The sequence below is a fragment of the Psychromarinibacter halotolerans genome, from assembly GCF_029168315.1.
In the GTDB taxonomy this organism is placed as follows: Bacteria; Pseudomonadota; Alphaproteobacteria; order Rhodobacterales; family Rhodobacteraceae; genus Psychromarinibacter; species Psychromarinibacter halotolerans.
In genome coordinates, this window is the sequence record NZ_JARGYD010000009.1 from 20,327 (window position 1) to 46,681 (window position 26,355).

The 26,355-nt window shown below is 66.3% G+C and carries 23 protein-coding genes; 7 read left to right on the forward strand and 16 right to left on the reverse strand.

What is annotated here, in order from left to right; all coding sequences use genetic code 11:
* Positions 1-88 precede the first annotated feature (88 nt).
* The 3 genes from P1K30_RS19030 to P1K30_RS19040 form a co-directional block, all read right to left on the reverse strand.
* Entirely contained in the window at positions 89-1,249 is a 1,161-nt protein-coding gene (locus tag P1K30_RS19030; protein ID WP_275634363.1) for a WD40/YVTN/BNR-like repeat-containing protein, read from the reverse strand.
* Positions 1,250-1,986: 737 nt separating this feature from the next.
* Positions 1,987-2,898: a pirin family protein gene (locus tag P1K30_RS19035; RefSeq protein WP_275634364.1), complete on the reverse strand. Its 912-nt coding sequence runs from the start codon at positions 2,896-2,898 to the stop codon at positions 1,987-1,989.
* 117 nt (positions 2,899-3,015) lie between these two features.
* The gene (locus P1K30_RS19040; RefSeq protein WP_275634365.1) at positions 3,016-3,684 is read right to left on the reverse strand and encodes an HAD-IA family hydrolase; all 669 of its coding nucleotides are present in this window, start codon (positions 3,682-3,684) and stop codon (positions 3,016-3,018) included.
* 127 nt (positions 3,685-3,811) lie between these two features.
* On the opposite strand from P1K30_RS19040, the gene glmU reads away from it, so the two are divergent.
* Genes glmU through P1K30_RS19055 form a run of 3 tightly spaced genes read left to right on the forward strand, consistent with a single transcriptional unit; the run spans position 3,812 to position 7,660 of the window.
* Positions 3,812-5,167 (forward strand): bifunctional UDP-N-acetylglucosamine diphosphorylase/glucosamine-1-phosphate N-acetyltransferase GlmU, encoded by a 1,356-nt coding sequence (gene glmU, locus P1K30_RS19045; protein ID WP_275634366.1) that lies wholly within the window; start codon positions 3,812-3,814, stop codon positions 5,165-5,167.
* Position 5,168: 1 nt separating this feature from the next.
* Positions 5,169-6,983 (forward strand): glutamine--fructose-6-phosphate transaminase (isomerizing), encoded by a 1,815-nt coding sequence (glmS, locus tag P1K30_RS19050; RefSeq protein ID WP_275634367.1) that lies wholly within the window; start codon positions 5,169-5,171, stop codon positions 6,981-6,983.
* Positions 6,980-7,660, forward strand: coding sequence for a DNA alkylation repair protein (locus P1K30_RS19055; protein ID WP_275634368.1), 681 nt, complete (start codon positions 6,980-6,982; stop codon positions 7,658-7,660). The genes glmS and P1K30_RS19055 overlap by 4 nt, the downstream gene beginning before the upstream one ends.
* Positions 7,661-7,781: 121 nt before the next feature.
* On the opposite strand, the gene lpdA is transcribed toward P1K30_RS19055, so the two are convergent.
* From lpdA to P1K30_RS19090, 7 genes are all read right to left on the reverse strand, one after another.
* Entirely contained in the window at positions 7,782-9,179 is a 1,398-nt protein-coding gene (lpdA, locus tag P1K30_RS19060) for a dihydrolipoyl dehydrogenase (protein ID WP_275634369.1), read from the reverse strand.
* A gap of 200 nt (positions 9,180-9,379) precedes the next feature.
* Positions 9,380-9,577 carry a hypothetical protein gene (locus tag P1K30_RS19065; RefSeq protein WP_275634370.1) on the reverse strand — a complete coding sequence of 66 codons (198 nt, stop codon included), beginning with the start codon at positions 9,575-9,577 and terminating at the stop codon, positions 9,380-9,382.
* Positions 9,578-9,636: 59 nt separating this feature from the next.
* Complete coding sequence (locus P1K30_RS19070) at positions 9,637-9,843, reverse strand: hypothetical protein (protein ID WP_275634371.1); 207 nt, start codon at positions 9,841-9,843, stop codon at positions 9,637-9,639.
* Positions 9,844-9,907: 64 nt separating this feature from the next.
* On the reverse strand, positions 9,908-10,480 hold the full coding sequence (locus P1K30_RS19075) for a DUF924 family protein (protein ID WP_275634372.1): 573 nt from the start codon (positions 10,478-10,480) through the stop codon (positions 9,908-9,910).
* Positions 10,481-10,567: 87 nt separating this feature from the next.
* Positions 10,568-11,824, reverse strand: coding sequence for an MFS transporter (locus P1K30_RS19080; protein ID WP_338052386.1), 1,257 nt, complete (start codon positions 11,822-11,824; stop codon positions 10,568-10,570).
* Between the two features lie 71 nt (positions 11,825-11,895).
* Complete coding sequence (queA, locus tag P1K30_RS19085; protein ID WP_275634373.1) at positions 11,896-12,966, reverse strand: tRNA preQ1(34) S-adenosylmethionine ribosyltransferase-isomerase QueA; 1,071 nt, start codon at positions 12,964-12,966, stop codon at positions 11,896-11,898.
* A gap of 85 nt (positions 12,967-13,051) precedes the next feature.
* Entirely contained in the window at positions 13,052-16,333 is a 3,282-nt protein-coding gene (locus tag P1K30_RS19090) for a hypothetical protein (RefSeq protein WP_275634374.1), read from the reverse strand.
* A 112-nt stretch (positions 16,334-16,445) separates the two neighbouring features.
* Here P1K30_RS19090 and bcp point away from each other — a divergent pair, with 112 nt between their 5' ends.
* The 3 genes from bcp to P1K30_RS19105 all read left to right on the forward strand — a co-directional run bounded on the left by bcp (position 16,446) and on the right by P1K30_RS19105 (position 18,903).
* The gene (bcp, locus tag P1K30_RS19095; protein ID WP_275634375.1) at positions 16,446-16,907 is read left to right on the forward strand and encodes a thioredoxin-dependent thiol peroxidase; all 462 of its coding nucleotides are present in this window, start codon (positions 16,446-16,448) and stop codon (positions 16,905-16,907) included.
* Between the two features lie 168 nt (positions 16,908-17,075).
* Positions 17,076-18,398 (forward strand): M23 family metallopeptidase, encoded by a 1,323-nt coding sequence (locus P1K30_RS19100; RefSeq protein ID WP_275634376.1) that lies wholly within the window; start codon positions 17,076-17,078, stop codon positions 18,396-18,398.
* Positions 18,388-18,903 carry a bactofilin family protein gene (locus tag P1K30_RS19105; protein ID WP_275634377.1) on the forward strand — a complete coding sequence of 172 codons (516 nt, stop codon included), beginning with the start codon at positions 18,388-18,390 and terminating at the stop codon, positions 18,901-18,903. The genes P1K30_RS19100 and P1K30_RS19105 overlap by 11 nt, the downstream gene beginning before the upstream one ends.
* A 95-nt stretch (positions 18,904-18,998) precedes the next feature.
* Here P1K30_RS19105 and P1K30_RS19110 read toward each other — a convergent pair whose 3' ends face one another.
* The 6 genes from P1K30_RS19110 to P1K30_RS19135 all read right to left on the reverse strand — a co-directional run bounded on the left by P1K30_RS19110 (position 18,999) and on the right by P1K30_RS19135 (position 24,750).
* On the reverse strand, positions 18,999-19,775 hold the full coding sequence (locus P1K30_RS19110; RefSeq protein WP_275634378.1) for a DUF2189 domain-containing protein: 777 nt from the start codon (positions 19,773-19,775) through the stop codon (positions 18,999-19,001).
* Between the two features lie 76 nt (positions 19,776-19,851).
* Entirely contained in the window at positions 19,852-21,258 is a 1,407-nt protein-coding gene (locus tag P1K30_RS19115) for an amidase (protein WP_275634379.1), read from the reverse strand.
* Positions 21,259-21,419: 161 nt separating this feature from the next.
* Entirely contained in the window at positions 21,420-22,544 is a 1,125-nt protein-coding gene (gene prfB, locus P1K30_RS19120; RefSeq protein WP_275634380.1) for a peptide chain release factor 2, read from the reverse strand.
* Between the two features lie 114 nt (positions 22,545-22,658).
* A complete protein-coding gene (locus tag P1K30_RS19125; RefSeq protein WP_275634381.1) occupies positions 22,659-23,129 on the reverse strand; it encodes a hypothetical protein in 471 nt (156 codons plus the stop codon).
* A complete protein-coding gene (locus tag P1K30_RS19130; RefSeq protein WP_275634382.1) occupies positions 23,126-23,971 on the reverse strand; it encodes an arylamine N-acetyltransferase family protein in 846 nt (281 codons plus the stop codon). The genes P1K30_RS19125 and P1K30_RS19130 overlap by 4 nt, the downstream gene beginning before the upstream one ends.
* Positions 23,972-23,997: 26 nt before the next feature.
* Positions 23,998-24,750 (reverse strand): DsbA family protein, encoded by a 753-nt coding sequence (locus tag P1K30_RS19135; protein ID WP_275634383.1) that lies wholly within the window; start codon positions 24,748-24,750, stop codon positions 23,998-24,000.
* A 217-nt stretch (positions 24,751-24,967) separates the two neighbouring features.
* Between P1K30_RS19135 and P1K30_RS19140 the strand changes: the two genes are divergently transcribed.
* Positions 24,968-26,107 (forward strand): pyridoxal phosphate-dependent aminotransferase, encoded by a 1,140-nt coding sequence (locus P1K30_RS19140; RefSeq protein WP_275634384.1) that lies wholly within the window; start codon positions 24,968-24,970, stop codon positions 26,105-26,107.
* The last annotated feature ends 248 nt before the right edge of the window (positions 26,108-26,355 follow it).

Consider the following 26,355-nt stretch of genomic DNA (forward strand, 5'->3'; position numbering starts at 1 on the left):
TCGTGCCCTATGGATACAACTTCGCGGCATGGTCACCAAAGTCTTCAGAAAATTTGGTCCGCACGATCTTCTAGAAAACCGTGCCGGCTCACCCGCGGTCCAGCACCTCGACCGACAGGATCGTCGGAAGGTGGCGGGCGATTTCGGTCCAGGTGTCGCCCTCGTCGAGGCTGGCGAATATGCTGCCCGAATTGGTGCCGAAATAGACCCCCGCCGGATCGCGCCCGTCCCCCGCCATCGCCTGCCGCAGCACGGTGAAAAAGCATGCCTCTTGCGGCAGCCCGTCCCGGCACGGGTGCCAGCTGTCGCCGCCATCGCGCGAGCGCCAGACCGCGCAGGCGGCGTCGGGCGGGAACCGTCCCGCCATGTCGCCGTTCAGCGGCAGGGTCCAGATCGTCTGGGGGTCGCGCGGATGCACCCGGATCGGAAAGCCGAAGGTCGACGGCAGCCCCGCCGTCACGTCGTCCCAGCTGCGCCCGCCGTCCGAGGACCGCCAGACGCCGTGGTGGTTCTGCTGGTACAGCAGGTCGCCCTGTCCCGGCGCGCGCATCATGTTGTGGACGCAATGCCCGACCTCGCCGTCGGACGGCGCCGCCGGGTGGTGGTGCCCTTCGCAGGCCTCGGCGTTCGACAGGCGGTTGCGGCGCTCGAAGCTGTCGCCGCCGTCCTCGGTGGCGAACACCCCGGCAGCAGAGATGCCGACCCACAGTTTGCCCGGATCCTCGGGGTGCGAGACCAGCGTGTGCAGCACCAGCCCCGCCGCGCCGGGGTTCCAGTCCTTGGCCGAGGGGTGCCCGGCCAGCGCCTCGACCTCGGCGAACTGCGCACCGCCATCGGTGCTGGCCAGCAGCTTCGCGGGCTTGGTTCCGGCGTACAGCGTGCCGTGGGCGTGGTGCAGGCTCCAGACCTGCTGAAAGGCATCGCCGAACGGCAGCGGCGTGTCCGTCCAGCCGATCATCTCGGCAAAGCCCGGATCGTTCGCGGCCCAGTCGTCCATCATGCCCTTGGTCAACCGGGTCTTGGACCAGCTTTCGCCGCCGTCGGGCGACATCCACACCCCGGCCCCGGTAAAGTCGCCGCCGCCGCCAGCCCAGATCGTGCCGGTCTCGGGGTCGCCGATCACGTGGTTGATCGGCCAGCCGTCGCAATGGGGGCCGGACACCGTCCAGCCTGCCCTTTCAGCGCCGCCATGCAGCAGGAAAACACCCTTGGTCGTGCCGATCAGCACGGTGACGGAACCGCTGGTCATGGACCCCTCCAATATAGGTTGTGTTCAACGTATCAGAATCATCGGCAGCATATCACGCAACGTCACGCTGCCTAGCCAGCCTGTCGCTGGCGGTCGGAATTCCGCGCAACCCGTCAGGTTTTGCGGGCCTGCGGGGCAGCGCCGCGCCGTCCATCGCGGCCCCCTGTCCTGGCCTTGGCCCGGGCGCGCGGGTTGCAATTCGGGCGCTGGCTTGCCATATCGTCCCCATCGGTGTCGCCGTGCCCCTGCGTGGTGTGGCGACCGACCCGGGGCCCGCGCGTCATCCTGCGCCACATATCCGCCCCCGTCGCTATCCCGTCAGGACGTCGTGTCCGCGTCTGGCTCTTGCAGGGCCGGTCCCGCGTTTCGGCGTTTTGCGTCGCGGCGCCGCACAAAAGAAGGAGAACGAGAGATGAGCATGACCAACGAAGAACTGATCCAGCGTATCGAAGATCTGCAGAAATCGGGTATGCACCTTGCTGCAAAATCGCTTCAGCGCGAGCTGAACTACCGGCAGAAGCAGGCCGCCTGATCGCGGCACATCTGCCCGCCCCCGGACCTGATGCGGTCCGGGCGGCAGGACCGAAGGGGCGGGTTTCCGCCCCTTTTTCTTTGCGCGGATGGTGCATCAGCCTAGCGCGGCGCAGCGCCTCAACCGCGCCAGTCCGAACACGAAAAAAGGCGGCGGCCCGGTTCGGGGCCACCGCCATTCCAGACGATTGTATGACCGAAGGACGCTAGTGCGCGGCCTTGATGAAGGTGCCGTTGTTCAGCTCTTTCATCGCCTGCATCAGTTCGGCGCGGGTGTTCATCACGATGGGGCCGTGCCACGCGACCGGCTCTTTGATCGGCTGGCCCGAAACCAGCAAGAAGCGCACGCCCTCGGGTCCGGCGGTCACGCAGATCTCGTCCCCGGTGCCGAAGCGGACCAGCGTGCGGTTGCCCGACATATCGCGGATGTTCAGTTCCTGCCCGTTGAATTCCTTCTCGACCCGCACGCCTTCAGGCGCGCTGGCGTCGCGGAAGCTGCCGGCGCCGGCGAAGACATACGCAAACGTGTTGGCATAGGTATCGACCGGCAGCACCTTGCGGGTGTTGGGCGGCACGCTGACGTCAAGGTACAGCGGATCAGCGGCGATGCCGTCGACCGGGCCTTTCTTGCCCCAGAACCCGCCGGTGATGACGCGCACGGCGGTGCCGTCGTCGTCCACCTCGACCGGGATGTCGGATTTCTGGATGTCCTGATAGCGCGGCGCGGTCATCTTCAGGCTGGACGGCAGGTTCGCCCACAGCTGAAAGCCATGCATCTGCCCCTTCACGTTGCCCTGCGGCATCTCTTGATGCAGGATGCCCGACCCGGCGGTCATCCACTGCACGGTGCCCGGCCCAAGCCGGCCCGAGTTGCCAAGGCTGTCGGAATGCTCGACCGTGCCTTCCAGCACGTAGGTGATCGTTTCGATCCCCCGGTGCGGGTGCCACGGGAAACCTTGCGCGTACATCGCTGGGTCGTCGTTGCGGAAATCGTCCATCATCAGGAATGGATCCGCTTCGGTCGGGTCGCCGAAGCCGAACACGCGGTGAAGGTGGACGCCGGCGCCTTCCATCGTAGGCTGCGCCATCCGGGTCGAGGTCACGGGACGAAAGGTCATGGCATGGCTCCTGTCATGGGTGCCCCCAATATCGTCGGGCGCAAAGCACTTGCATAGCCCTTGCCCTGTGCGCCGCCGCACAGCCTCCCTGTGCCGCCGCCCAAGGACCGACGGCGGTCAGGGATGACCGATCAGGCGCTGGGTGACGTCGGCCAGATCTTCATAGCCATGCAAAAGCGCCTCGGGCTCCAGCTTGGACACGCCGTGCCCGTCGGGTCCGAAGGTCACAAGTGCGCAGGGCACGCCCACCGCGCGCGCCGTCTTGCGGTCGGTCACCGTGTCGCCCAGCAGATAGGACGTGGCCACCACGCCCCCTGCCCGTTCCACGGCGGCAACATAGGGGGCCGGTTCGGGCTTGCGCACCGGCAGCGTGTCCGCCCCGACCAGCGCATCGAACAGATCGCGCACGCCCAGCCGTTGCAGCAGCGTTTCCGCCAGCCCTTCCGGCTTGTTGGTGCAGACCGAAACCTTGTAACCGGCGCTGCGCAGCGCATCGACCGCATCCACCGAACCCGGGTACATCGTTGTAAAAACGTCGATATTTTCGCCGTACCAGTCCAGAAGGTCGGGATAGGCCGCATCCACCGTCGCCTCGTCCAAGGCGCCTGCGCGTTCCAGACCCAGCCGCAGCATCGCCCGACCGCCGCGAAAGGCGGTGCCCGCATCCGCGACAGGGTCCAGCAATGCCCCGTGGCCCAACCGTTCGAAGCTGGCGTTGGCGGCGGCGATCAGGTCGCCGCTGGTGTCGGCCAGCGTTCCATCAAGGTCGAATACCACGGTCTTCATGCGTCTGCTCCGGCTTGTTCTTGCCGGTGTCTGTAACGCCGCGAAACGCCATTTGATAGCCCCGCCCCTTGCGGCATGGCATACATCCGGTAGAAACCAATAAAACAACGAGCAAAGAACAACACACATGGCAACTGCCCTGATCGTTCTGGCCGCTGGCCAGGGGACCCGCATGAACTCGGACCTGCCGAAGGTGCTGCACGAGTTGGGGGGCGTTCCACTGTTCGCCCACGCGCTTGCCTCGGGGCGGACGCTGGAACCCGAGCGGACCGTCCTTGTTGTCGGGCACGGCGCGGAAGCCGTCGCCAAGGCCGCGCACGAGATCGACCCTCACATCGCCATCGCCGACCAGACCGAACAGCTTGGCACCGGCCACGCGGTCGCGCAGGCCAAGCTGGCGCTGAAGGACTTCGAAGGCGACGTGTTCGTCCTGTACGGTGACACGCCCTTCATCCGGGCCGAAACGCTGGATGCAATGGAAATCGCGCGCGAGGAAGGCAATGCCGTCGTCGTGCTGGGCTTCGAAGCGGAAGATCCCGGCCGCTATGGCCGCCTTGTGATGAAGGGGCACGAGCTGACCCGCATCGTCGAGTTCAAGGACGCGACCGAGGACGAGCTGGACATCACCCTGTGCAATTCCGGCGTCATCTGCGCCGATGCGACGGTCCTGTTCGACCTTCTGGACGCGGTGTCCAACGACAATGCCAGCGGCGAATACTACCTGACCGACATCGTCGAGATCGCCCGCAGCCGGGGGCTGTCCGCCACCGTCGTCACCTGCCCCGAGGACGAGACGCTGGGCATCAACTCGCGCCCGGAACTGGCCGACGCAGAGTCGCTGTTTCAGGACATGTGCCGGGGCGAGGCGCTGGAGAACGGCGTGACGATGGTCGCGCCGGAAACGGTGTTCTTCTCGGCCGACACGGTGATCGGCCGCGACGTGGTGATTGAACCCAATGTGGTGTTCGGCCCCGGCGTGACGGTCGAGACCGGCGCGCGCATCCGGGCGTTCAGCCACCTTGAAGGCGCGCATGTCGGCGGCGATGCGGTCGTCGGCCCCTATGCCCGCCTGCGCCCCGGCGCGGAATTGGACGCGGGCGCGAAGGTCGGCAACTTCGTCGAGATCAAGAACGCGCAGGTCGGCATCGGCGCGAAGGTGAACCACCTGACCTATATCGGCGACGCCACCATCGGCGAAGGCGCGAACATCGGCGCGGGCACCGTCACCTGCAACTACAACGGGTTCGAGAAATTCCACACCGAGATCGGCGCGCGCGCCTTCATCGGGTCCGACACCATGCTGGTCGCCCCGGTGACCGTGGGCGCCGGCGCGATCACGGGGTCGGGGTCGGTCATCACCCAGGATGTGCCCGCCGACGCGCTGGCCCTTGGCCGTTCGCAGCAGGTCGTCAAGGAAGGCGCTGCGCCGCGATTGTTTGAATTGTACAAGAGAAACAAGAAAAACAGGCAGCAGGAGACGTAAAATGTGCGGAATCGTTGGTGTTCTGGGAAAGCACGAAGCGGCCCCCCTGTTGGTCGAGGCGCTGAAACGGCTGGAATATCGCGGCTATGACAGCGCCGGGATCGCCACCGTCGATGCCGCCGCGCAGCTGGACCGCCGCCGCGCCGTCGGCAAGCTGGTGAACCTGTCCGACCTGCTGGTGCACGAGCCGCTGACCGGCAAGGCGGGCATCGGCCACACCCGCTGGGCCACCCACGGCGCGCCCACCGTAACCAACGCCCACCCCCACCGGGCCGGGTCCGTCGCCGTGGTTCACAACGGCATCATCGAAAACTTCCGCGAGCTGCGCGAGGAACTGCGCGCCAACGGGCAGGAGTTCGAGACCGAAACCGACACCGAGACCGTCGTGGCGCTGACCCGCTCGTTCCTTGACCAAGGCCTTGCCCCGCGCGACGCCGCCGAACAGGCGATCGCCCGGCTGGAAGGCGCATTTGCGCTGTGCTTCCTGTTCGACGGCGAGGACAACCTTCTGATCGCCGCCCGGAAGGGGTCGCCGCTGGCCATCGGGCATGGCGAGGGCGAGGTCTTCGTCGGCTCTGACGCGATCGCGCTGGCGCCGATGACGGACCAGATCACCTATCTGGAGGAAGGCGACCGCGCCGTTCTGACCCGCGACAGCGTCGAGATCTTCGACGCGCGCGGCACCCGCGCCAACCGTCCCGTGCGCACGATCCAGATCGATTCCGCCCATATCGACAAGGGCGGGCACAAGCACTTCATGGCGAAAGAGATCGCCGAACAGCCCACTGTTATCGGCGAGGCGCTGGCGCATTACATCAAGGGCGGCGACATCGTGCTGCCAACGCAGCTGGATTTCGCGCGGCTGGACCGGATCGTGATGGTCGCCTGCGGTACGGCGTTCTATGCCTGCCTGACCGCGAAATACTGGTTCGAGCAGGTCGCCGGCATCCCCGTCGAGGTGGATATCGCGTCGGAATTCCGCTATCGCGAGCCGCCGATCGGGCCGAACACGCTGGCCGTCTTCGTCAGCCAGTCGGGCGAAACCGCCGATACGCTGGCCGCGCTGCGCTATTGCGCCGACAAGGCACAAATCGCCGCCGTCACCAATGTCGACACCAGTTCCATCGCGCGCGAAGCGGACGTGAACCTGCCGATCCGCGCCGGGGCAGAGATCGGCGTCGCCTCGACCAAGGCCTTCACCTGCCAGCTGACCGTGCTTGCCCTGACGGCCCTGAAAGCCGCTCACGCCCGTGGCCGGATGGATGACGACACGCTGGCCGACCATCTGGCCGAACTTCAATCGCTGCCGGGCCGGCTGAACCACGCGCTGGGACAGGCGGACGAGATCGCCGCCGCCGCCCGCGCCGTGGCCGAGGCGCAGGACGTGCTGTTTCTGGGTCGCGGGCGGATGTACCCGCTGGCGCTGGAAGGCGCGCTGAAACTGAAGGAAATCAGCTATATCCACGCCGAGGGCTATGCCTCGGGCGAGTTGAAGCACGGGCCTATCGCGCTGATCGACAAGACGGTGCCGGTTATCGTGATGGCCCCGCGCGACGCCCTGTTCGACAAGACGGTGTCGAACATGCAGGAAGTCATGGCGCGCGGCGGCAAGGTGCTGCTGATCACCGACCGCGAGGGCGCGGCGGCAGCCGAGGAAGGCACATGGCGCACGCTGGTGATGCCCGAGTGCCCTGCCCTTTTCGAGCCGATCCTGTATGCCCTGCCGGCACAGCTGCTGGCCTATCACGCGGCGGTCGCCAAGGGCACGGACGTCGACCAGCCCCGCAACCTTGCGAAATCCGTGACGGTGGAATGACGCCCGACGACGCCCTGGCCGCGCTGCGCGACCGGGCCCAGCCCGGCAAGGCGGCAGAGATGGCGGCCTATCACAAGGTGCCGCGCGTGTATCTGGGAACCGCCAACCCCGACATCGACGCGCTGGCGAAAGCGTGGCGCGCGGAACTGTCCTTGGACGACCGGCTGGCGCTGGCTTCGGGGCTTTGGGACACCGACATCCACGAGGCGCGGATCGCGGCGGCGAAGCTTTTGACGCAGGCGCGCATCCGACCGGCTGACGAGGCCGCGTGGCGCCTGATTGCGTCGTGGGTGCCCATGTTCGACGCGTGGGCGGTGGCGGACCATGCATCGATCGCCGGGCAGAAGCGGCTGGTGGCAGATCCCGCGCGGCTGGACGAGGTCGAGGGCTGGACCCGGTCGGATCACCTGTGGACCCGCCGCGCAGCGTTGGTGATGACGCTGCCGTGGACCAAGCAGAACAATCCGAAGCCCACCGAGCTTGAAACACGCGACCGGGTGCTGGGCTGGGCCGCCGGGTACGTGGACGACCCGGAATGGTTCATCCAGAAAGCCGTGGCGTGGTGGCTGCGGGACCTGTCGAAGCACGACCCGGAGCGGGTGCGCGCGTTTCTTGACGCGCATGGCGACCGGATGAAGCCCTTTGCCCGGAAGGAAGCGGCGCGGCTGCTGGTGTAAGGGGGGCTCTGCCCCCGCCGCTGCGCGGCTCCCCCGAGGTATTTCGAAAGAGAAGAAGACGCGAAAAGGGCCGGCGTTTTTGCGCCGGCCCTTGCGGTGGATTTGCGATGGTTTTGCGCGATCAGATGTGGATCACACGGTCGTAGGCGTCGAGCACCGACTCGTGCATCATTTCCGACAGGGTCGGGTGCGGGAAGACGGTTTCCATCAGGTCTTCTTCGGTGGTCTCAAGCTGGCGCCCCACCACGTAGCCCTGGATCAGTTCGGTCACTTCCGCGCCGACCATGTGGGCGCCCAGCAGTTCGCCGGTCTTCTCGTCGAAGATGGTTTTGACCATGCCCTCGGGCTCGCCCAGCGCGATGGCCTTGCCGTTGCCGATGAAGGGGAAGCGGCCGACCTTGACCTTGTAGCCCAGTTCCTTGGCCTTCGCCTCGGTATAGCCGACCGACGCGACCTGCGGCTGGCAGTAGGTGCAGCCCGCGATGCTTTCGGGGCGGACCGGGTGCACGTCGTTCTTGCCCGCGATCAGTTCGGCCACCATGACGCCTTCGTGGCTGGCCTTGTGCGCCAGCCAGGGCGCACCCGCGATGTCGCCGATGGCGTACAGCCCGTCGACCCCGGTGCGGCAGTAGGCGTCGACGACCACATGGGTGCGGTCGATCTTCACGCCGAGTTCTTCAAGGCCCAGACCTTCGACGTTCCCGACGATCCCGACGGCGGAAATGACGGTATCGAAGTCGATCTTTTCGGTCTTGCCGCCAGTTTCGATATGCGCGGTGACCTTGCCCTTGGCGCGGTCAAGCTGTTTGACCGTCGCCTTTTCCATGATCTTCATGCCCTGCTTCTCGAACTGCTTCTTGGCGAATTTCGAGATCTCGGCGTCTTCGACGGGCAGGATGCGGTCCATCACCTCGACCACCGTCGTGTCGGCGCCGAGCGTGTTGTAGAAGCTGGCGAACTCGATGCCGATGGCGCCGGAACCGATGACCAGCAGCTTCTTGGGCATCCGCGCGGGCTGAAGCGCGTGCTTGTAGGTCCAGACGTTTTCGCCGTCCGCCTCGAGCCCGGGAAGTTCGCGGGCGCGGGCGCCGGTGGCCAGCACGATGTTCTTCGCGGTCAGCTCTTCGGTGCCCTTGTCGGTTTCGACGGACACCTTGCCCTTGCCGGTCAGCTTCGCGGCGCCCATCACCACGTCGACCTTGTTCTTCTTCATCAGGCCCTTCACGCCGCCCGACAGCTGGCCCGCGACTTTCCGCGACCGCTTCACGACGGCGTCGAGGTCGTAGCTGATGCTGTCGGCCTTCAGCCCGAAATCGCCCGCGCGTTCCATCAGGTGGAAGACCTCTGCCGAACGCAGCATCGCCTTGGTCGGGATACAGCCCCAGTTCAGGCAGATGCCGCCCAGATGCTCGCGCTCGACGATGGCGACCTTCTGGCCAAGCTGAGCGCCGCGGATCGCGGCGACGTAGCCACCCGGCCCGGCACCGATTACGATCATGTCATAGGATTTGGCGGCCATGTGCTCCTCCACCCGCGTGTTTGTTTAACGTTGAACAATCTTCACATATCGCAAGCGGCGCAACATTCCAACGGCCTGCCCCTCAGGTCCGGGTTTCCCGCAGTGCATGGCTACCATAACAAAAGAGCCCGCGAACGCAGGCCCTTTTTATTCGTCTCGATCTGGAAGCGATTGCGCGGCGCCAGAGTGTACCGCAGCGGTTACTGCGGACCTTGCTGCAGGCACCACGTCATGAACAGCCCGATGGCGCCCGCCATCGCGGTCAGGAAGCCGAAGGGCACCAGCAGTTTCGCGGCGGCGACCGCCGAGCCGTCGCCGGCCTCTGCCAAGGAGGGATAGGCGATCAGGGCGCCCAGCCCCAGGATCAACACCATCGACCAAGTGAACACGTTCTTCATAATGGCAACCTTCTGCTCGGGCACGTGTGGCTTCGCCGGCCCTCGTACCTTGTTCTCGTTTAGTTAAGTTTAACACCGCGTTTGCGAACCCAGGCAAGGACTAATCCCGCCGCCCCCAGGCCGGACAGGAAATATCCGATCGGGATGAGATATTCCGGGAACACTCCGCTTCCCAAGCCCACGGCGTCCGCCGGAACGATGGGATATATTGCAACGATTGCGATACCGGCCAGCAGTGCGATCGTCCACGGTGTCATGCGTGACATAACCAAACCTCCTGCTCACTTAACAGTGAACAGGGGGAAAGGTTCCCGACGAATTTCGGCGGTGTCAGGCGGTGACGCTGTCCAGCGCGGCGCGGTACCCGCCCTCGTCCACGAAGGCGGCCTCGGGCGCCGTGGTAGAGCGGGACAAAGCATCGTTGCGATAGGGGAAGCGGCCGAAGCGGCGGATCACCTCGCGGTGGGCCTTGGCGTGGCGCAGGTTCTCGGCGCCGGTTTCCGGCATCCGCGTCTTCATCAGACGGACGCAGCGGTCCTGATCGGACAGGCATTCGGAATGCATCAGCGGCAGATAGAAGAACTGCCGCGCCGGTTCGTCGATCTTCATGTCGAAGCCGTGCGCAATCGACAGCTTCGCCGCAGCAAGGCCGATGGCGTCGCTGGCGAAGGCCTTGCCGCTGTTGCGGAACATGTTGCGGGGAAACTGGTCGACGAGGATGATGTAGGCCAGCGCGCCGCTGGCATAGGTCAGCCACAGGGCGTTCGAGCCATCCATCGTGCGGGACCACTCGGTCTCGAACCGGTCGCGGATCTCTTCGTCCAGATCCTCGCCGCCGGCGTACCAGCCTTTCGGCCCGATCTCGTCCAGCCAGTAGGCCAGAATGTCTTCAGGGGTTGCCATAGGCATCTCCTCACCAGGTATTTCCCACCAGACAATCAGACGGTTACAAATTCTTCACAGGCTGACAAGTGGGCAAGTCCCGCACCGTCACTCGTGTTCCTCGGTCGCCTCACTCTGCTCGATCGCCCATTCCTGAGCCGCTTCAACCGCAACGGGAGACGCGGTCGGCATAACGCTGACGTAGGCGGCCGTCTCGTCGACCGGGGTCGCGGCGCGTTGCGTCATCCGGTACAGCGAATAGCCGGTCAGGATCAGCATCAGCGTGGCGACGAACAGCCAGAAGGCGTGGCTGCCGAAGCTGCCCATCAGCCAACCCGTCACCAGCGGGCCAGCGATGGCGCCGACGCCGTTGACGAACATCAGCCCGCCGCTCGCGGCGGCCATGTCCTCGGGCTGGAGATAGTCGTTCAGGTAGGCAATCAAAAGCGAATACAACGGGTTGGCTGTACCGCCGATCACGAAGGCCGCGATCAGCAAGGCCACGAAGCTGCCCGCAAGGAAATAGCCGACGATGGCGGACAGCCCGCCGATCAGGGCGACGGCCATGATCAACTGGCGGCGGTCCATGCGGTCCGAGATATAGCCGATGGGGTACTGCATCACCAACGGGCCGACGAAGAACGCGGCGATGAACAACGAGATCTGCTGCACGCTCAGCCCGATCTCGGCGGCATAGACCGAGGACATGCCGTAGGTTGCCGAGAACACCGCGCCCATGATCGTCATACCGATGAAACTAAGCGGGGAAGTCCGAAACAATTCCGTGAGTTTCATGGATTTGGACGAATCGAAAGCGGGCGTGGGCGAGATCGACAGCAAAATCGGTGCGAACGAGATCGACACCAGCACTGACGGGATGATGAAGATCACGAAGCCCGAGGGGTCGCCGAAGGCAAGGATCGACTGCGCCGCGACGATGCCCGCCATCTGCACGATCATGTACAGCGACAGGGTCTGGCCGCGCGTTTCGTTCGTGGCCGTGTTGTTCAGCCAGCTTTCCGCCGTCACATAGACGCCCGAGAAGCAGAACCCGATGACGAACCGCAGCACGGTCCAGGCCCAGGGTTCCGTCACCACCGGGAACAGCACAAGTACCGCCGACACGAAAGACCCCAGCGCCGCGAAGACCCGGACGTGACCGACGCGGCGGATCAGTTCGGGCGTGGTGCGGGACCCGCCGAGAAACCCGGCGAAATAGGCGGACGTCAGCAGCGACAGCTCGAAGGTCGAGAATCCTTCAAGCGACCCTCGAACGCCCATCAGCGTGGACTGCAGACCGTTGCCGATCATCAGAAGCCCGATTCCGAGCATCAGCGCCCACGAGCCGCTTAGTACCTGTCTCATCGCTGCCCTATCCTTCCACTCGTTACACGGCCTAGGTGTTGTACCCATACAGGGTCGGGCCCAAGACCGACTTAATCGTGTCGTTTTCCGCCCTTCGGCAGCAACAGCGACGCATCGCCATAGGAAAAGAACCGATACCCGCCTCGCACGGCGTGATCGTAGATGTCCAGTATCCGGTCCCTACCCATCAGGGCGGACACCAGCATCAGCAGCGTGGACTTCGGCAAATGGAAGTTCGTCATCAGCGCGTCGGCCACATGGAAATCAAAGCCGGGGCGGATGAAAATATCGGTGTCGCCGGTCCACGGCGCGATGGCGCCGCTGTCGCGGGCCGCCGTTTCGATCAGCCGAAGCGCGGTGGTGCCCACCGGGATCACACGGCCGCCCGCCGCCTTGGTCGCCGCGATCTCTGCCGCCGCCGTGGCCGAGACCTCGCCCCATTCGGCGTGCATCTTGTGCTGGCTGACATCGTCGACCTTCACCGGCAGGAAAGTGCCCGCGCCGACGTGAAGGGTGACATGGGTGAAGCCCACGCTGCGCTCGGCCAGCGCCGCCAGCAGCGGCTGGTCAAAGTGCAACGACGCGGTGGGGGCGGCAACCGCGCCCGAGCGTTCGGCCCAGACGGTCTGGTAATCCTCGCGGTCGGCCTCGTCGGCGGGGCGCTTGGCGGCGATGTAGGGCGGCAGCGGCATCGCGCCCGCCTGTGCCAGCGCGGCGTCGAAATCGTCGCCGGTCAGGTTGAACGCCAGTTCTCCCATGCCGTCGCCCCGCGTCACCAGCCGGGCGGTCAGCGCGTCCGAAAAGACGATCTCTTCCCCTTCGGCAACCTTCCGCAGCGGCTTGATCAGCGCCTGCCATGTGCCGGATGCCGTCGGCTCGACCAGCGTCGCCTCGATCCGGGCGGTGGCCGGGCCCTGCCCCGTCTGCCGGGTGCGCGTGCCGAACAGGCGCGCCGGGATGACCTTTGTGTCGTTCAGCACAAGGCGGTCGCCGGGCTGCAGCCAGTTCACAAGGTCAAAGACGTGGGCGTCCTCGGTCCAGTCCGGGCCGGCGACCAGCAGACGCGCCGAGGAACGCGGCCGCGCGGGGCGCGTCGCGATCAGGTCGTCGGGCAGGTCAAAGTCGAAATCCGATAGCTTCATGGGCGGGGCACTTAGTCGTCGTCGTCCGCCGCCGCAACGGGTGATCGACATGGAACGCCGGAAAGGCGCGCGCCGCTGCGTCAGGCTATTGCGTGGGGGGCGGCCTGCGGAAGATGTCTCGGAACATCCCGGGGGTCAGGATCGACAGCGGATTGACGGAAACGCTGGGGCTGGTCGCCTCGCCGCGCATCCGGAAAGAGAAGCCGAACAGACCTTCGCCCCGGCGCGACACCACCTGCCCGATCCCGTTCAGGAAATAGACCGGAGAGACGACGCCCTGCATATCCAGCCGCCCGCTCGCAAGGTCGAAGATCCCGTCCAGCGACAGGCCCAGCGACGGGCCGACGCCGCTGGATCGCAGCAGGGTCAGGCGCGACGGGGTCAGGCGGAACTCGGCATCGACCTCGTTGAAGGTGATGCCGCCGGTGTTGAACTGGTCGATCAGCCCGACGATCGAGATCGCGGACAACAGGTCGGTCATCGCGGGCGCGTCGACGATGCGGGTGTCGCGGACGCGCAGATAGCCATCATAGACGCCGTCCTGCCCGGTCGGGTTCAGCGTCAGGTCCAACCGACCGCCCCGGGCCGTCTTGAGAACCCCGGCAGAGGCCAGCGCCCCGCCCGCGTCTTCGGAAATCAGCCGGATCGCGGCGCCCGACGGTGTCGGGATCACGTCGCCCGACACCCCTGCGCCGCCGTTGATGCGGGCGGCAAAGCGGCCTTCCAGCCCGCCCCGATTGCGGAACTGGCCGACGAAGCTGGTGAAGGCGATGCCCTCTGACACGATGAGCCGGTCAAGCTGCAACGACAGCGGAGACCCCTCGCGCCCGCCCTGCCCGCCGCCGCCGCCACCGCTGCCGCCAAGGTTGGCCTGCCGCAGATCGACGGTGCCGCGCGTCATGGTCACGCCCGGCGGGCGTCCGGGACCGCGCCCGGTCAGGATCACCGGGCCGTCCAGCCAGTTGCCAACCCTGACGCGGTCGAAGCTGGCGGTCTGCAACGCGCCGTCGGGGCCAAGGTCGATGACGCCGCTCAGCGACAGACCGGGCGCTTCCAGCACAAGCTGGTCGATGCCCGGCTCTTGGCCGAGCGTTCCCGCGACCTCTAGCCGGCCGGTGCGGTTGACCGCCTTGCTCCAGCCCAATGCGTCGATCCGCATTCCCATCCGGTTCAGGTCCGACACCAGCCGGAAGGTGGGCGGTTCGTCCTTCTTCAGGTTCACGGTGATCGTCCCAAGGCCATCGCCCGTGATCGCGTTCGGGGGCAGCCCGATGCCGAATTCGCTTAGGAACGCCTCGCCCAGCTGGACCGTGCCCTCGACGGTGCTTTCGCCCGCGTGTTCGGGACCAAACTGCTGCGACCAGACGACGTTCGCGGGCAGCTCGCCCAGAAAGCCCGTGCCCGAAACCGCCACACCGCCGGGGTTCGCCCGCAGTTCCAGCCGGTCCGACCGCAGTTCGCGCCCGGGGATCAGCGTGGCCGAGAACACGTTCGTCAGCGTGGCGGCGGCGTTGTAGTCGACATCCTCGACCTGCACCCGTTTGACCAGATCAAAGCCGATCTCGGTGGTGGTTTCCGCGCGCCCCGTGAACAGGTCGGGCGGACGGCCCGCCTTGGTCATCAGCTCGAACGGCGGCAGGTCCAGCAGCGACAGCGCCGCCTCGATGCTGCTGTCGGTCTGCAGCGTCACTTCGCCCCGGCCCGGCTTTCGTTTGATGTTGGGCACCTTGAACGAGGTGCCGGTGACGTCGATCATCCCGCCCTGCGGCGCCGCGACCTGCCCCGATTCCAGCGTGGCGGTGAAGGTCTGACCGACAAGACTGGCATATCCCGACGCGCCATTGATCGGCGGCAGCGTCTTCATCGGCTTAAGGTCGGCGTCCAGAAAGCTGAAACTGAGGGAAAAATCGCCATCCGGCCTTTCAGGGCTGACGCGCAATGCGGCGGCCATGTCGGCGACGGTGCCCTTGAACACGTTCTTCTCCAGCCACTCGCGCGGCTTGGGGGCGACGGACACCGGCCAGATCGCAAGCAGCCGGTCCAGCCCGATCGGTTCCAGCGCAAGGTCCAGCGCCGCGTCCCAGCCGCCGCGCGTGGCCCGCACGTTGCCATAGCCGTGAATCCGGCGGTCCTCGTCCACCAGCGAGATCTGCCCGATCTCGACAGAGAATGGGTCCAGCCGCACTCGGAAGTCGATCGCGCCCTCGGCAAACCCGACCGGTTCGGGGAACAGACCCTCTGGCTGCACCACGACATCCGTCAGCCGGTACTGACCGACCATCGTGGCAGGCCACCCGTTCTCGAAATCCCGCAGAAAGGCCTGCCCTTCAGCCCGGCCCTGCGCGGCGCCGGTCTGGATCTGAAGGTCCTCGACGCTGATCTGCTGCCGCGCCGCGTCATAGGCCATCCGCCCCGAAGCGCCGTCGAACCGGATCGGCTCGGTTTCCGGCGTCGGCTGAAGCACCCCTGCGCCGATATCAAGCGCGCCCTCCAGCCCGGTCATCTGCCCGTCCGGCCCGATCTGCGCGCTAAGCGCCCCGGCGATGGGCGCATCCAGCACCTCTAGAAACGCCAGTGCCGGGGCTTGCGCGGCGATGTCGGCGGTCGCCGCATTCTGAAACACGGCATCCAGACTGGCCTGCGAGGTACCCTTCTCTGTCTGCATCGTCAGGACCAACGTGGCGAGGTCCTCGGTCCCGTTGAACACGTCCGCGGTGACGGTCAGGCCAAGGGTGTTGGCCCCGGGTTCCAGCACGATGCGGCCCTCGGTCACCTGCCACAGCCGCCCCGACCGGGCGTCTTCCAGCGTGATTGTCAGTTGGTTCGCCTCGATCCGCCGCATCCCCGCCAAGGGCGGCTTCTCGAACGCGGCGTCGATGCGGTCCAGCACACCGGCCAGCGTGCCCGACGCGCCAAGCCCTTCGCCGAAGCTTAGGTCGAAGGTGCCGTCCGACAGCCGCCGCACGGTGATCTGCGCGCCCGACACCTGCACCGAAGACATCTGCACCGTGCCCTGCAGCAGCGCGGGCGCGGTCAAAGCGGCGCTGACCTCGTTCAGGCGCGCGACTTCCAGCCCCCGGCCGTCGATCAGACCGACGTTGCGCAGCCGCACCCGCGGCACCATCCCGCTGTCGACGCCGACCGAAATACCGCCCAGCGACACCCGCCCGGTCTCGATCTCGGCATTCAGCCGCTCTTCCATCTCGCGCGTGACCCAGTCCGGCGCGGTCAGCGGGATGCCGGTCACAGCAAGGAACCCAAGCCCCCCGAACACGGACAGCAAGGCCACGCTGAACAGCACCAGCAACCCGGCACGCCTGCGGCGGCCGCGTCCCCGACGTGGCTTCTCTTCTGCCGTGTCGCTCATTTGCCTCCGGTCACCGGCAATACGATTTGCCTGTCTTTATCTTGGCCTGAACCTAGCTAGAACTGAACCAAAACCCACGCTTCCGCATTACACCCAGAGAAGGAGCGACAAAATGATTGAAAAAGGTCAGACCGCCCCCGACTTCACACTTCCTCGCGATGGCGGCGGAACCGTGACCCTGTCCGAGCTGCAGGGCGCGCCGATTGTTCTGTATTTCTATCCAAAGGACGACACGTCGGGCTGTACCCGCGAGGCGCAGGACTTCACCGAAGCTGCCAATGCCTTCAAAGCCGCCGGATGCACCGTTCTGGGGGTCAGCAAGGACACTGTAGCAAAGCACGACAAGTTCCGGGAAAAGCACGATCTTGGCATCACGCTGCTGTCCGACGCCGAGGGCAACGTGTGCGAAACCTACGGCACCTGGGTCGAGAAAAGCATGTATGGCCGCAAGTTCATGGGCATCGAGCGCACCACCTTCCTGATCGACGCGAAGGGCACCGTGCAGCACGTTTGGAACAAGGTGAAGGTCGCCGGTCACGTGTCCGAAGTGCTTGCAGCGGCCAAGGCGATCTGACCTAGGGGAACCGAAAAATCGGCGGTTTTTTGCCGGTTCCCGGCAGATTCACCCCATGTTCTTAGCGTGTTGTGAACAGTTGTTGCCCTAAAATCCCGTAGCGGCTAGGCACGATCCTGTGCGGCAGACTGGGGATTGTGCCGTGCTAAGAAACGGGGAAACGGGACAGTGCAATCGATTTATGGGATCGGGCATAAGCTGCGCGCGGGTCTGGAACGTACATTTCCGGAGCAGCGCATCTTCCTTCGGTCCGAGACCGACACCAAGTTCATCCGTCTCAGCGCACCGACGCAGGCCATCGCCTGGTCTGGGTGTGCGATCTTCGTCGGATGGGCCATCGTCGCCACCGCGATCATCTTGATGGACAGCGTCGGCTCGGGATCGCTTCGCGACCAGGCCGAACGGGAACGCACCCTTTACGAAACACGCCTTGCCGCGCTTTCGGAAGAACGCGACCGCCGCGCCGAGGAAGCCGCAGCCGCGCAGGAACGCTTTACCGCCGCGCTGGAACAGATCTCGGTCATGCAGTCCGCGCTTCTGGACTCTGAGGATCGCCGCAAAGAGCTGGAAACCGGCATCGACGTGATCCAGACCACCCTGCGCCGCACCATGAAGGAACGCGACGCCGCGCGCGAAGACACCATCGCCGCGCTGGACCGCCTGAACGGCGTGGTCGCAGAGAACCGCGGCCATAGCAGCGAAGACGACGAAACCACGCTCGACTTCCTGACCGCCGCGCTTAACGACGCCGCCACCGAACGCGACACGATGGCGATGATCGCCGCCGAAGCGAAGTCGACTGTTTCCGAAATGGAATTCGAACGTCGCCTTGCCGAGGAACGCAACGACCGGATCTTCACCCAGCTTGAGGACGCCGTGTCGATCTCGCTGGAACCGCTGGACGGCATCTTCTCGTCCGCCGGCCTGTCCGCGGATTCGATCCTCGACACCGTTCGCCGCGGCTACTCGGGCCAGGGCGGCCCGCTGACGCCGCTGACCTTCTCGACCAAAGATGAAGTGCCGGACGCCGACAGCATTCGCGCCAATTCCATCCTGACCCAGCTGGACCGGATGAACCTGTACCGGATCGCACTGGAAAAGACCCCGTTCGCGATTCCGATCAAGAACTCGTTCCGCTTTACCTCTGGCTTCGGCCAGCGTTGGGGCCGGATGCACGAAGGCACCGACTTCGCGGCAGCGCACGGCACGCCGATCTACGCCACCGCCGACGGTGTCGTGATCCACGCCAGCGCGCAGTCGGGCTATGGCCTGCTGGTCAAGATCCAGCACGAGTTCGGGATCGAGACGCGTTATGCCCACATGAGCAAGATTCGCGTGAACGTCGGGGATAGGGTCTCGCGCGGGGATCGGATCGGTGATATGGGAAACACCGGCCGGTCGACAGGCACTCACCTCCACTACGAAGTGCGGATCGGCGGCAAGGCCGTCAACCCGATGACGTATATCAAGGCAGCGAGAGATGTTTTCTAAGAGCCGAATCAACGAGCCCGGATCAAAGCCGGCCGAAGACCAGGCGGCGAAATCCGCCTCCTCCGACGCCCCGGCACCGTCCCGCCCCACCTCTGGCGACTTCTCTGCGCCGCCCGCGCCCAAGGCCAAGCCTCCGGCGTCGACGCTGTCGCAGGACCTGACCATCGTCGGAAACATCAAGACGACCGGCGACGTGCAGATCGAAGGCAATGTCGAGGGCGACATTCGCGCCCACCTGCTGACCGTTGGCGAAGGCGCCACCGTCAAGGGCGAGGTTGTCGCCGATGACGTGGTGGTCAACGGCCGCATCATCGGTCGCGTGCGCGGCCTGAAGGTGCGCCTGACGTCGACCGCCCGGGTCGAGGGTGACATCATCCACAAGACCATCGCGATCGAATCCGGTGCCCATTTCGAAGGCTCGGTTCAGCGCCGCGACGATCCGCTGGCGAAGGAAAACGCCAAGGGTCAGGCCGCGCCGCAGAAGCAGCAGCCCGCCAACGGCTGATCCCTTCGCAGGGCCATTCGGCCCGCAAGGCACTGACAGAATTCAACGGGCGACGCAGACACCTGCGTCGCCCGATTTCGTTTCGGATTGGGGACCTAGGGCAGCGGGTCGTACAGCGCCCGGCGGTACAGATGCCATGTCGCGTGGCCCAGCACGGGCAAGACCACGAACAGGCCCAGAAACCACGGCAGCATCCCGACGAACAGCAACAGCGCGATGATCGCCGCCCACGCCAGCATCACCGGCACGTTCGCAAGCGTGCAGCGGAAGCTCAGCAGCATCGCCGAGACGAAGTCGATTTCCTTCTCCAGCAACAGCGGCAGGCTGACCACGGTCAGTGCGAACAGGATGAAGGCCGCGACGCCGCCCACCGCGAACTCGACCCCGATCATGGTCAGGCCGATTGGCGTCAGGAAGCTGTCCCACGAGGTCGACACGTTCATCAACGCCGATGGCCCCATGAACAGGGCGAACAGCATATGCGCGAGGAAGGACCAGAACAGGAAGTAGATCACGATGATCGCCCCCGCCCACGGGATCTGCCGGTTCCGTTCCCGCGCGACCACGCCCAGCACGGCGGGCCATGTCAGGGGTTCACCGTCCTCCAGCCGCCGCGACACCTCGTACAGGCCCACCGCCGCGAAGGGGGCGACCAGCGGGAAGCCCAGCGACAGCACCAGCGTCCACGTCCAGTTCCCCGCCCCCAGCAGCGTCAGCACCAGCCCGGCCAGCGCATAAACGCCACCGAAGAACAGGCCGAACCCCGGCGCGGCCAGAAAGTCGCGCCAGCCGCAGCCCAGCGAAACGACGATCTCTGCAAACGTCACCCGGCCGATCTGCGGCAGCGGGGACGGTTCGAATGTCTCGGCCATAGGCACCTCCCATGGCGGGAACCAGAGCATGACCGATGCGCGCCGAAAAGATGTATTCGCGGGTCAGAATACGGGCTTAAAGCTTCGGGGGCCGCGTCTCGGGCCAGCGGGTGGCATCGTGATAGGCGGCGGCGAGCTGCAACAGCGCCCCGTCCGATCCGCGAGGACCCGCCAGTTGCACGCCCATCGGCAGGCCCCCTGCCCCGAACCCGGCGGGCATCGCGGTACAGGGCAGCCCGATCAGGCTGACCGGCACCACGCATTCCATCCAACGGTGATAAGTGTCCATCGCCGTGCCTTCGATGTCTTTCGGCCAATCCCAGTCCGCCGGGAACGGCCAGACCTGCGCGGTGGGCATCGCCACCGCGTCCACCGACGCGAACATCCTTGCGGCGGCGCGGAACCAGTCGGACCGCACCGCGCTGGCCTGACGGATCTGCTCGTTGCTCAGCGCCATGCCGCGCTCGATCTCCCAGACCATCGCGGGCTTCATCATCTCGCGCTTCGCGGGATCGGCCCAAGCGGCCGCCTGCCCGCCCGCCACGGCCCAGCTGCGTAGGGTCGTCCAGCTGTCCCACAGCTTGTCCGACGGGAATGGCGGGGCAAGGTCCACCACGGTGCAGCCGAGGTCCTCGTAGACCGCCAGCGCCTTGCGGCACAGATCCAGGATGCCCCGCTCGGTCGGCCACGCGCCGCCCCAATCGCCCAGCCAGCCGATCCGCTTGCCCGCGATGTCGCCGGACAGCTTGCCCGCCACGAAGGGGGCCCCGCCGGGCTGTCCCGGTTCCGGTCCCGCCAGCACCTCTAGCAACGCCGCAAGGTCGCGGGGGTTGCGGGCCATCGGGCCCAGCGTGGACAGCGGGTGCAGGAACAGGTCGCCCTGACCGTCGCCGGGCACCAGCCCCACGGTGGGCCGGTGGCCGTAGACGTTGTTCCAGCCCGCCGGGTTGCGCAGGCTGCCCATCATGTCCGATCCGTCCGCAACCCAGCCCATACCGCAGGCCAGCGCCGCCCCCGCGCCGCCGGACGAGCCCCCCGCCGCGCGCGACAGGTCATAGGGGTTCCGGGTCACGCCGAAGATCGGGTTGTAGGAATGCGAGCCAAGACCGAATTCCGGCACGTTGGTCTTGCCGATCAGGATCGCCCCCGCCGCCCGCAACCGCGCCGCCAGAACCTCGTCGGCGGCAGGCACGTAATCGGCAAACATGGGCGATCCCCAAGTCGACCGGATGCCCTTGACCGCGACAAGATCCTTCACCGCCATCGGCACGCCATGCAGCGGCCCGCGCCACGGGCCGGCGTCGACCTCTGCGGCCTCGGCCATCAGCGCATCGTGGTCGCGCAAGGAAACGATGGCGTTCACCTGACCATTCACCGCCGCGATCCGATCCAGCACCGCCGCCATGACCTCAGAGGCGGACAGCGCCCGCGCCGCCAGCCGCTCGGTCAGTTCCGCCAGCGTCAGCCCAAGAACCTCGTCCATCCCGCGCACTCCCGTTGCTTTCGCTTCAACGGCTAACGCCCCGGCGCGCTTTGCGAAAGTCGCAGGCGTCGTCCTGCGCCGGAAAAACTGCGGCGTGGCACGAAAAGAGGCGCCCGGTATGCCGCGGCGCCTCTGGTCTTTCCAAATTCGTCAGGTGGAGATCAGTCTTCCGCCGTCGCCTCGGCCCGGCTTTTACCCGACACGTCCATCGCCAGCGTCGCGGCCATGAAGTCGTCAAGGTCGCCGTCAAGCACGCCGGACGTGTCCGACGTCTCGTGGCTGGTCCGCAGGTCCTTCACCATCTGGTACGGCTGCAGGACGTAGGACCGGATCTGGTTGCCCCAGCCCGCCGAGCCCTTGTTGTCGTGCGCTTCGTTGATGGCGGCGTTCCGGCGGTCCAGCTCCATTTGGTACAGGCGCGACTTCAGGGCCTTCATGGCGATGTCGCGGTTCTGGTGCTGCGACTTCTCGGACGAGGTCACGACGATGCCGGTCGGGTGGTGCGTGATCCGCACCGCCGAGTCGGTTGTGTTGACGTGCTGACCGCCAGCACCGGACGACCGGTAGGTGTCGATCCGGATATCGGCGGGGTTCACCTCGATCTCGATGTTGTCGTCGACCACCGGATAGACCCAGACCGACGCGAACGAGGTCTCGCGCGTGCCCTTGCCGAAGGGCGAGATCCGCACCAGCCGGTGCACGCCGCTTTCGGACTTCAGCCAGCCATAGGCGTTGTGGCCGGAAATCTTGTACGAGCACGACTTGATGCCCGCCTCGCCGCCGGGTTCCTCGGACTGCAGTTCCACCTTGAAGCCGCGCTTCTCGGCCCAACGGACATACATCCGCTGCAACATCTGCGCCCAGTCGCAGGCCTCGGTGCCGCCCGCGCCCGCGTTGATTTCAAGGAAGGTGTCGTTGGCGTCCGCCTCGCCGTTCAGCAGGGCTTCCAGCTCTTTCTGGGCGGCCCGGTCGCGCAGCGTCTTCAGCGCGGCCTCGGCGTCGGCGACGACTTCGGCGTCGTCCTCCATCTCGCCCAGTTCGATCAGTTCGATGTTGTCGCTCAGGTCGGTGTCGATGCTTTCGAACGTCTGCATCTGATCCACCAGCGCCTGACGCTCGCGCATCAGCTTCTGGGCGTTGTCGGGATCATCCCACAGCGTCGGGTCCTCGACGCGCGCGTTGAACTCCTCCAGCCGGTGGCTGGCGGTGTCGTAATCCATCCGCTGCCGCAGCAAGGTCAGCGACTTGCGGATTTCCTCGACAATGTTCTGCGTTTCGGCGCGCATGGGTCCACCTCTTGTTCAGGCGCCGGTGATACCAACGGCTTTGGTCGGCGGCAAGACCACGGGGCAACCCGCCTGTATATCTGCCGCAAACATCTGCGTCAGGCGCGGCGCGGGCTAGTCGGACAGGTAGCGTTCCAGCACGATCGCGGGCATCGCGCCCCGGACAAGGCTATCGGGCAACACGTAGGACGGCAGCAGATCCAGCGTCAGTCGGCGCATCAGGTCGGCGTTCCCGGCCTCCGACACGTCGATCACGGTGGCGCGCACGCCCAGCCGCTGGGCGAGCGCGGCCAGTTCGTCGACAGCGGGCCCGCAGTCGGCGCAGTCCGGCGCGGTGAACACGGCGGCGCGCACCGGGCCGTCCGGTGCCCCGACGGTCGGGCGGGACGCATCGAACAACGTGTCGGCCTCGGCCGCGATCAGGTCGCGGTCTGCTTCCGCCTCGACCGCATACGCGTCCTCCAGCGTCGGGCCGTCGGTATCCAGCGACTTCAGGCGGTCCAGCACGTCCTGCGCCGGGGCCGCCGTGGCGGACAGCACCAGCACCGCCACAAGCGCCTCCCTGCCCCGCGCCGCACGGGTCATGCGGGCACCGGCAGCGGGTTCTCCAGCCGTTGCCAGACCCGGTCCAGCAGGTCGGGCGCAGCCTTCAATCCGATGCGGTCGAACACGCGGCCCAGCGCGGCAGCATCCGCGATGTCGTGCCGCGACAGCGCGTCGGGCGTCTCTTCGGTCAGGTTGCGGTTGAACACGCCAATGCGGGTGTCCCCGTCGAAGCCCGCCACCATCAGGTTCCACGGGAAAACGCTGTTGCGCCACGTTGCGGCGACATGATTGGCGGCTTCGACCTCGGCATCGGTGACCGAGGCGCCGTCGAAACTGTACAGCTTCTGCCAGCCGTCGGGCGTCAGGCGTTCCAGCACATCCTCGCCCAGCGTCTCGTTACGGGTCATGCGGTAGGTGCCGTTCGCGGCGGCCTGCTCGCCCGGCCTGATCTCGATCGGGGTGCGCGCGCCGGGGCCGCCAAAGCCGGTGTCGGCCAGCCAGCGGCTGTCGCCGATGCGCACTATCCAAGCAAGATGGCTGCGCGCACCGGGTTCGGGATTGCGCTGCAGCACGCGGGCCAAGGCGCGGCGGGCGTCGAACCCGGCGGCGGTCATGGCCGCGCCGAACAGCGTGTTGAGTTCATAGCAATACCCGCCCCGTCCCCGGTGCAGGATCTTGGCGGCGATGTCAGAGGGGGCAAGCGACGGGGTGTGGCCCAGAAAGGGCTCGATCCCCTCGAACGGGAGGCTGCCCAACTGCGCGGACTGCAGGCGCGCCAGACCCTCGGGCGTGGCGGGCGGCAATGTATCGAGCCCGAGACGGGCGCAATACCGGGCAAGGTCGGTGTCGGTCAGCATCGTCAAAGCGCGGGCGCCGCGCATCCGGGCGCCCGCAGAAGGCCGGGCGATCAGCCCTCGGCCCGAACCTCGGCGAGGATCTCGCGCATGCCGTCCAGCGGGACATAGCCGCGCACCATCTCGGATTCGAAGATGAAGGAGGGCGTGCCGCTGATCGCCATGCGCTGCGCCAGCGCGCGGTTCTGGGCGATGATCGTCTCGGTCTCGGCGCTGTTCATCGCGTCGAACACGGCGGGGGTGTCGAAGCCCTGCTCCTCCGACATCGCCGACAGGCCTTCCTCGGTGACTTCGCCCCGCATCGTCATCAGCAGGTCGTGCACGGTGCCGTAGGCTTCGTCGCCCTCGACCGCCTTCACGGCGATCGCGAAGCGCGACGCCAGAACCGACTGTTCACCGAGGATCGGGAATTCCTTGACGATGTAGCGGATGTTGCCGTCGCTTTCGATCAGCTCGGACACCTCGGGGTGCGCCTTGCGGCAGTAGCCACAGCGGTAGTCCATGAACTCGACGATGGTGATGTCGCCGTCCGGGTTGCCGCCGACCCACGAATAGCCGTCGTCGAACAGTTCGTCGCTGTTGGTCTCGACCAGCGTCACGTCGTTGGCGGCCTGCACTTCGGCCTGACGCTGTTCCAGCACATTAATCGCCTCGAGCAGAACCTCGGGGTTGTCCATCAGGTAGTTGCGGACCTCGGACCGGAAGATCATCCGCTCTTCCTCGGTCATCTGGGACAGGTCGAAAGCGGCCAGAGGCGTGGCGGTCATCGCGACCAGCGCGGCGACCAGCGGAAGACGGGTTTTCATATGGTTTTTCCTCACTGAATTCCGGCGGCGTGCGCCGCTGATAACATATCCCGGGACCGGATCCATCCTGCGACGCCGCGCGACGGGTGCGGGCCAACAGCCGCACGACCGGCGTCGCGCGCATCTGCGCGCAGTCGCGTGGGTACGTGGGGCGCCATTGACTGTCCGTCTCTCCGGGTGCAGGTCCTGCGTTGCGGCAGAGCATAGAGAGGGCGGGATGCGGAACTCAAGGCGCAGCGAAGTCGATCCCTTCATTGTGATGGATGTAATGGAAGCGGCGCGGCAGGCCGAGGCTTCCGGGCAACACGTTATCCATATGGAGGTGGGCCAGCCGGGCACCCCGGCCCCCGCCGGCGCGCGGGCCGCGCTGACCCGGGCGATGGGCGCGGACCCGCTGGGCTATACCGTATCGCTGGGGCTGCCCGCGCTGCGCGAGCGGATCGCGGGGCTGTACCAAGACTGGTACGGCGTCGATCTGGACCCGGCCCGCGTGGTTGTCACATCGGGGTCGTCGGGCGCGTTCCTGCTGGCCTTCTCGGCGCTGTTCGACAGCGGCGACAAGGTGGGCATCGGCGCGCCGGGCTATCCGTCGTACCGCCACATCCTGACCGCACTGGGCCTGACCCCGGTGATGATCGAAACCGCGCCGGAAAACCGGCTTCAGCCGGTGCCGGGCGACCTGCCGCCGGATCTTGCCGGGCTGATGGTCGCCTCGCCCGCGAACCCCACCGGCACGATGCTGGACCGCGACGCGCTGGCGGCGCTGATCGGGGCGGCGCAGGCGAACGGCACGGCCTTCATCTCGGACGAGATCTATCACGGCATCGAATACGAGCGGAAAGCGGTGACGGCGCTGGAAATCTCGGACGACGTCTATGTGATCAACTCGTTCTCGAAGTACTTCAGCATGACTGGATGGCGGGTCGGCTGGATGGTGGTGCCCGAGGACCACGTCCGCGCCGTCGAGCGGCTGGCGCAGAACATGTTCATCTGCGCGCCCCACGTCAGCCAGGTCGCGGCGCTGGCGGCGATGGACTGCACCGACGAGTTGCAGGCGAACATGGCGGTCTATGCCGAGAACCGGCGCCTGATGCTGGAGGGCCTGCCGGACGCGGGCTTTACCGAGATCGCGCCGCCGGACGGGGCGTTCTACGTCTATGCGGACGTGTCGGCGCTGACCTCGGACAGCCGCGCCTTCGCGGCGGAGATCCTGCGCGAGGCCGGGGTGGCGGTGACGCCGGGGCTGGATTTCGACGCCGCACGCGGTGCCGGAACGCTGCGGTTTTCCTATGCGCGGTCCACCGAGGACATCCGCGAGGGGCTGGCACGGCTGAAGGCGTTCATGGCCGCACGGTAACGCGCGGTCGCGGGGCGGGATGGGCGCGCGTCGGAGGCGCGATTGCGACAGGGCGGATGGGGGCTCTGCCTCCCGTCACACCGAAGGTGCGCTAGTATCCAGCGCGATGGGGGCGCTGCCCCCGTCGCTTCGCGACTCCCCCGAGGTATTTGGAAAGAGAAGAAGCAAGCGGAGGGCCCGTCTTGCGGTCGGTGCTTTTCGTGCGTCGGGAAAGCCGGTATGGTTCGGCGCACATCGGCGCAGACCGG

Coding starts and splice junctions, on each gene's coding strand:
- prfB (WP_275634380.1), bottom strand. CDS start 22,544: ATGCGCGCCGAAACGCAGAACATTGTCGAGGAAATCCGCAAGTCGCTG.
- P1K30_RS19110 (WP_275634378.1), bottom strand. CDS start 19,775: ATGGCCGAGACATTCGAACCGTCCCCGCTGCCGCAGATCGGCCGGGTG.
- glmU (WP_275634366.1), top strand. CDS start 3,812: ATGGCAACTGCCCTGATCGTTCTGGCCGCTGGCCAGGGGACCCGCATG.
- P1K30_RS19130 (WP_275634382.1), bottom strand. CDS start 23,971: ATGCGCGGCGCCCGCGCTTTGACGATGCTGACCGACACCGACCTTGCC.
- P1K30_RS19135 (WP_275634383.1), bottom strand. CDS start 24,750: ATGAAAACCCGTCTTCCGCTGGTCGCCGCGCTGGTCGCGATGACCGCC.
- P1K30_RS19105 (WP_275634377.1), top strand. CDS start 18,388: ATGTTTTCTAAGAGCCGAATCAACGAGCCCGGATCAAAGCCGGCCGAA.
- queA (WP_275634373.1), bottom strand. CDS start 12,966: ATGAAGCTATCGGATTTCGACTTTGACCTGCCCGACGACCTGATCGCG.
- lpdA (WP_275634369.1), bottom strand. CDS start 9,179: ATGGCCGCCAAATCCTATGACATGATCGTAATCGGTGCCGGGCCGGGT.
- P1K30_RS19065 (WP_275634370.1), bottom strand. CDS start 9,577: ATGAAGAACGTGTTCACTTGGTCGATGGTGTTGATCCTGGGGCTGGGC.
- P1K30_RS19125 (WP_275634381.1), bottom strand. CDS start 23,129: ATGACCCGTGCGGCGCGGGGCAGGGAGGCGCTTGTGGCGGTGCTGGTG.
- glmS (WP_275634367.1), top strand. CDS start 5,169: ATGTGCGGAATCGTTGGTGTTCTGGGAAAGCACGAAGCGGCCCCCCTG.
- P1K30_RS19140 (WP_275634384.1), top strand. CDS start 24,968: ATGCGGAACTCAAGGCGCAGCGAAGTCGATCCCTTCATTGTGATGGAT.
- P1K30_RS19035 (WP_275634364.1), bottom strand. CDS start 2,898: ATGACCTTTCGTCCCGTGACCTCGACCCGGATGGCGCAGCCTACGATG.
- P1K30_RS19115 (WP_275634379.1), bottom strand. CDS start 21,258: ATGGACGAGGTTCTTGGGCTGACGCTGGCGGAACTGACCGAGCGGCTG.
- P1K30_RS19055 (WP_275634368.1), top strand. CDS start 6,980: ATGACGCCCGACGACGCCCTGGCCGCGCTGCGCGACCGGGCCCAGCCC.
- P1K30_RS19090 (WP_275634374.1), bottom strand. CDS start 16,333: ATGAGCGACACGGCAGAAGAGAAGCCACGTCGGGGACGCGGCCGCCGC.
- P1K30_RS19080 (WP_338052386.1), bottom strand. CDS start 11,824: ATGAGACAGGTACTAAGCGGCTCGTGGGCGCTGATGCTCGGAATCGGG.
- P1K30_RS19040 (WP_275634365.1), bottom strand. CDS start 3,684: ATGAAGACCGTGGTATTCGACCTTGATGGAACGCTGGCCGACACCAGC.
- P1K30_RS19070 (WP_275634371.1), bottom strand. CDS start 9,843: ATGTCACGCATGACACCGTGGACGATCGCACTGCTGGCCGGTATCGCA.
- P1K30_RS19075 (WP_275634372.1), bottom strand. CDS start 10,480: ATGGCAACCCCTGAAGACATTCTGGCCTACTGGCTGGACGAGATCGGG.
- P1K30_RS19030 (WP_275634363.1), bottom strand. CDS start 1,249: ATGACCAGCGGTTCCGTCACCGTGCTGATCGGCACGACCAAGGGTGTT.
- bcp (WP_275634375.1), top strand. CDS start 16,446: ATGATTGAAAAAGGTCAGACCGCCCCCGACTTCACACTTCCTCGCGAT.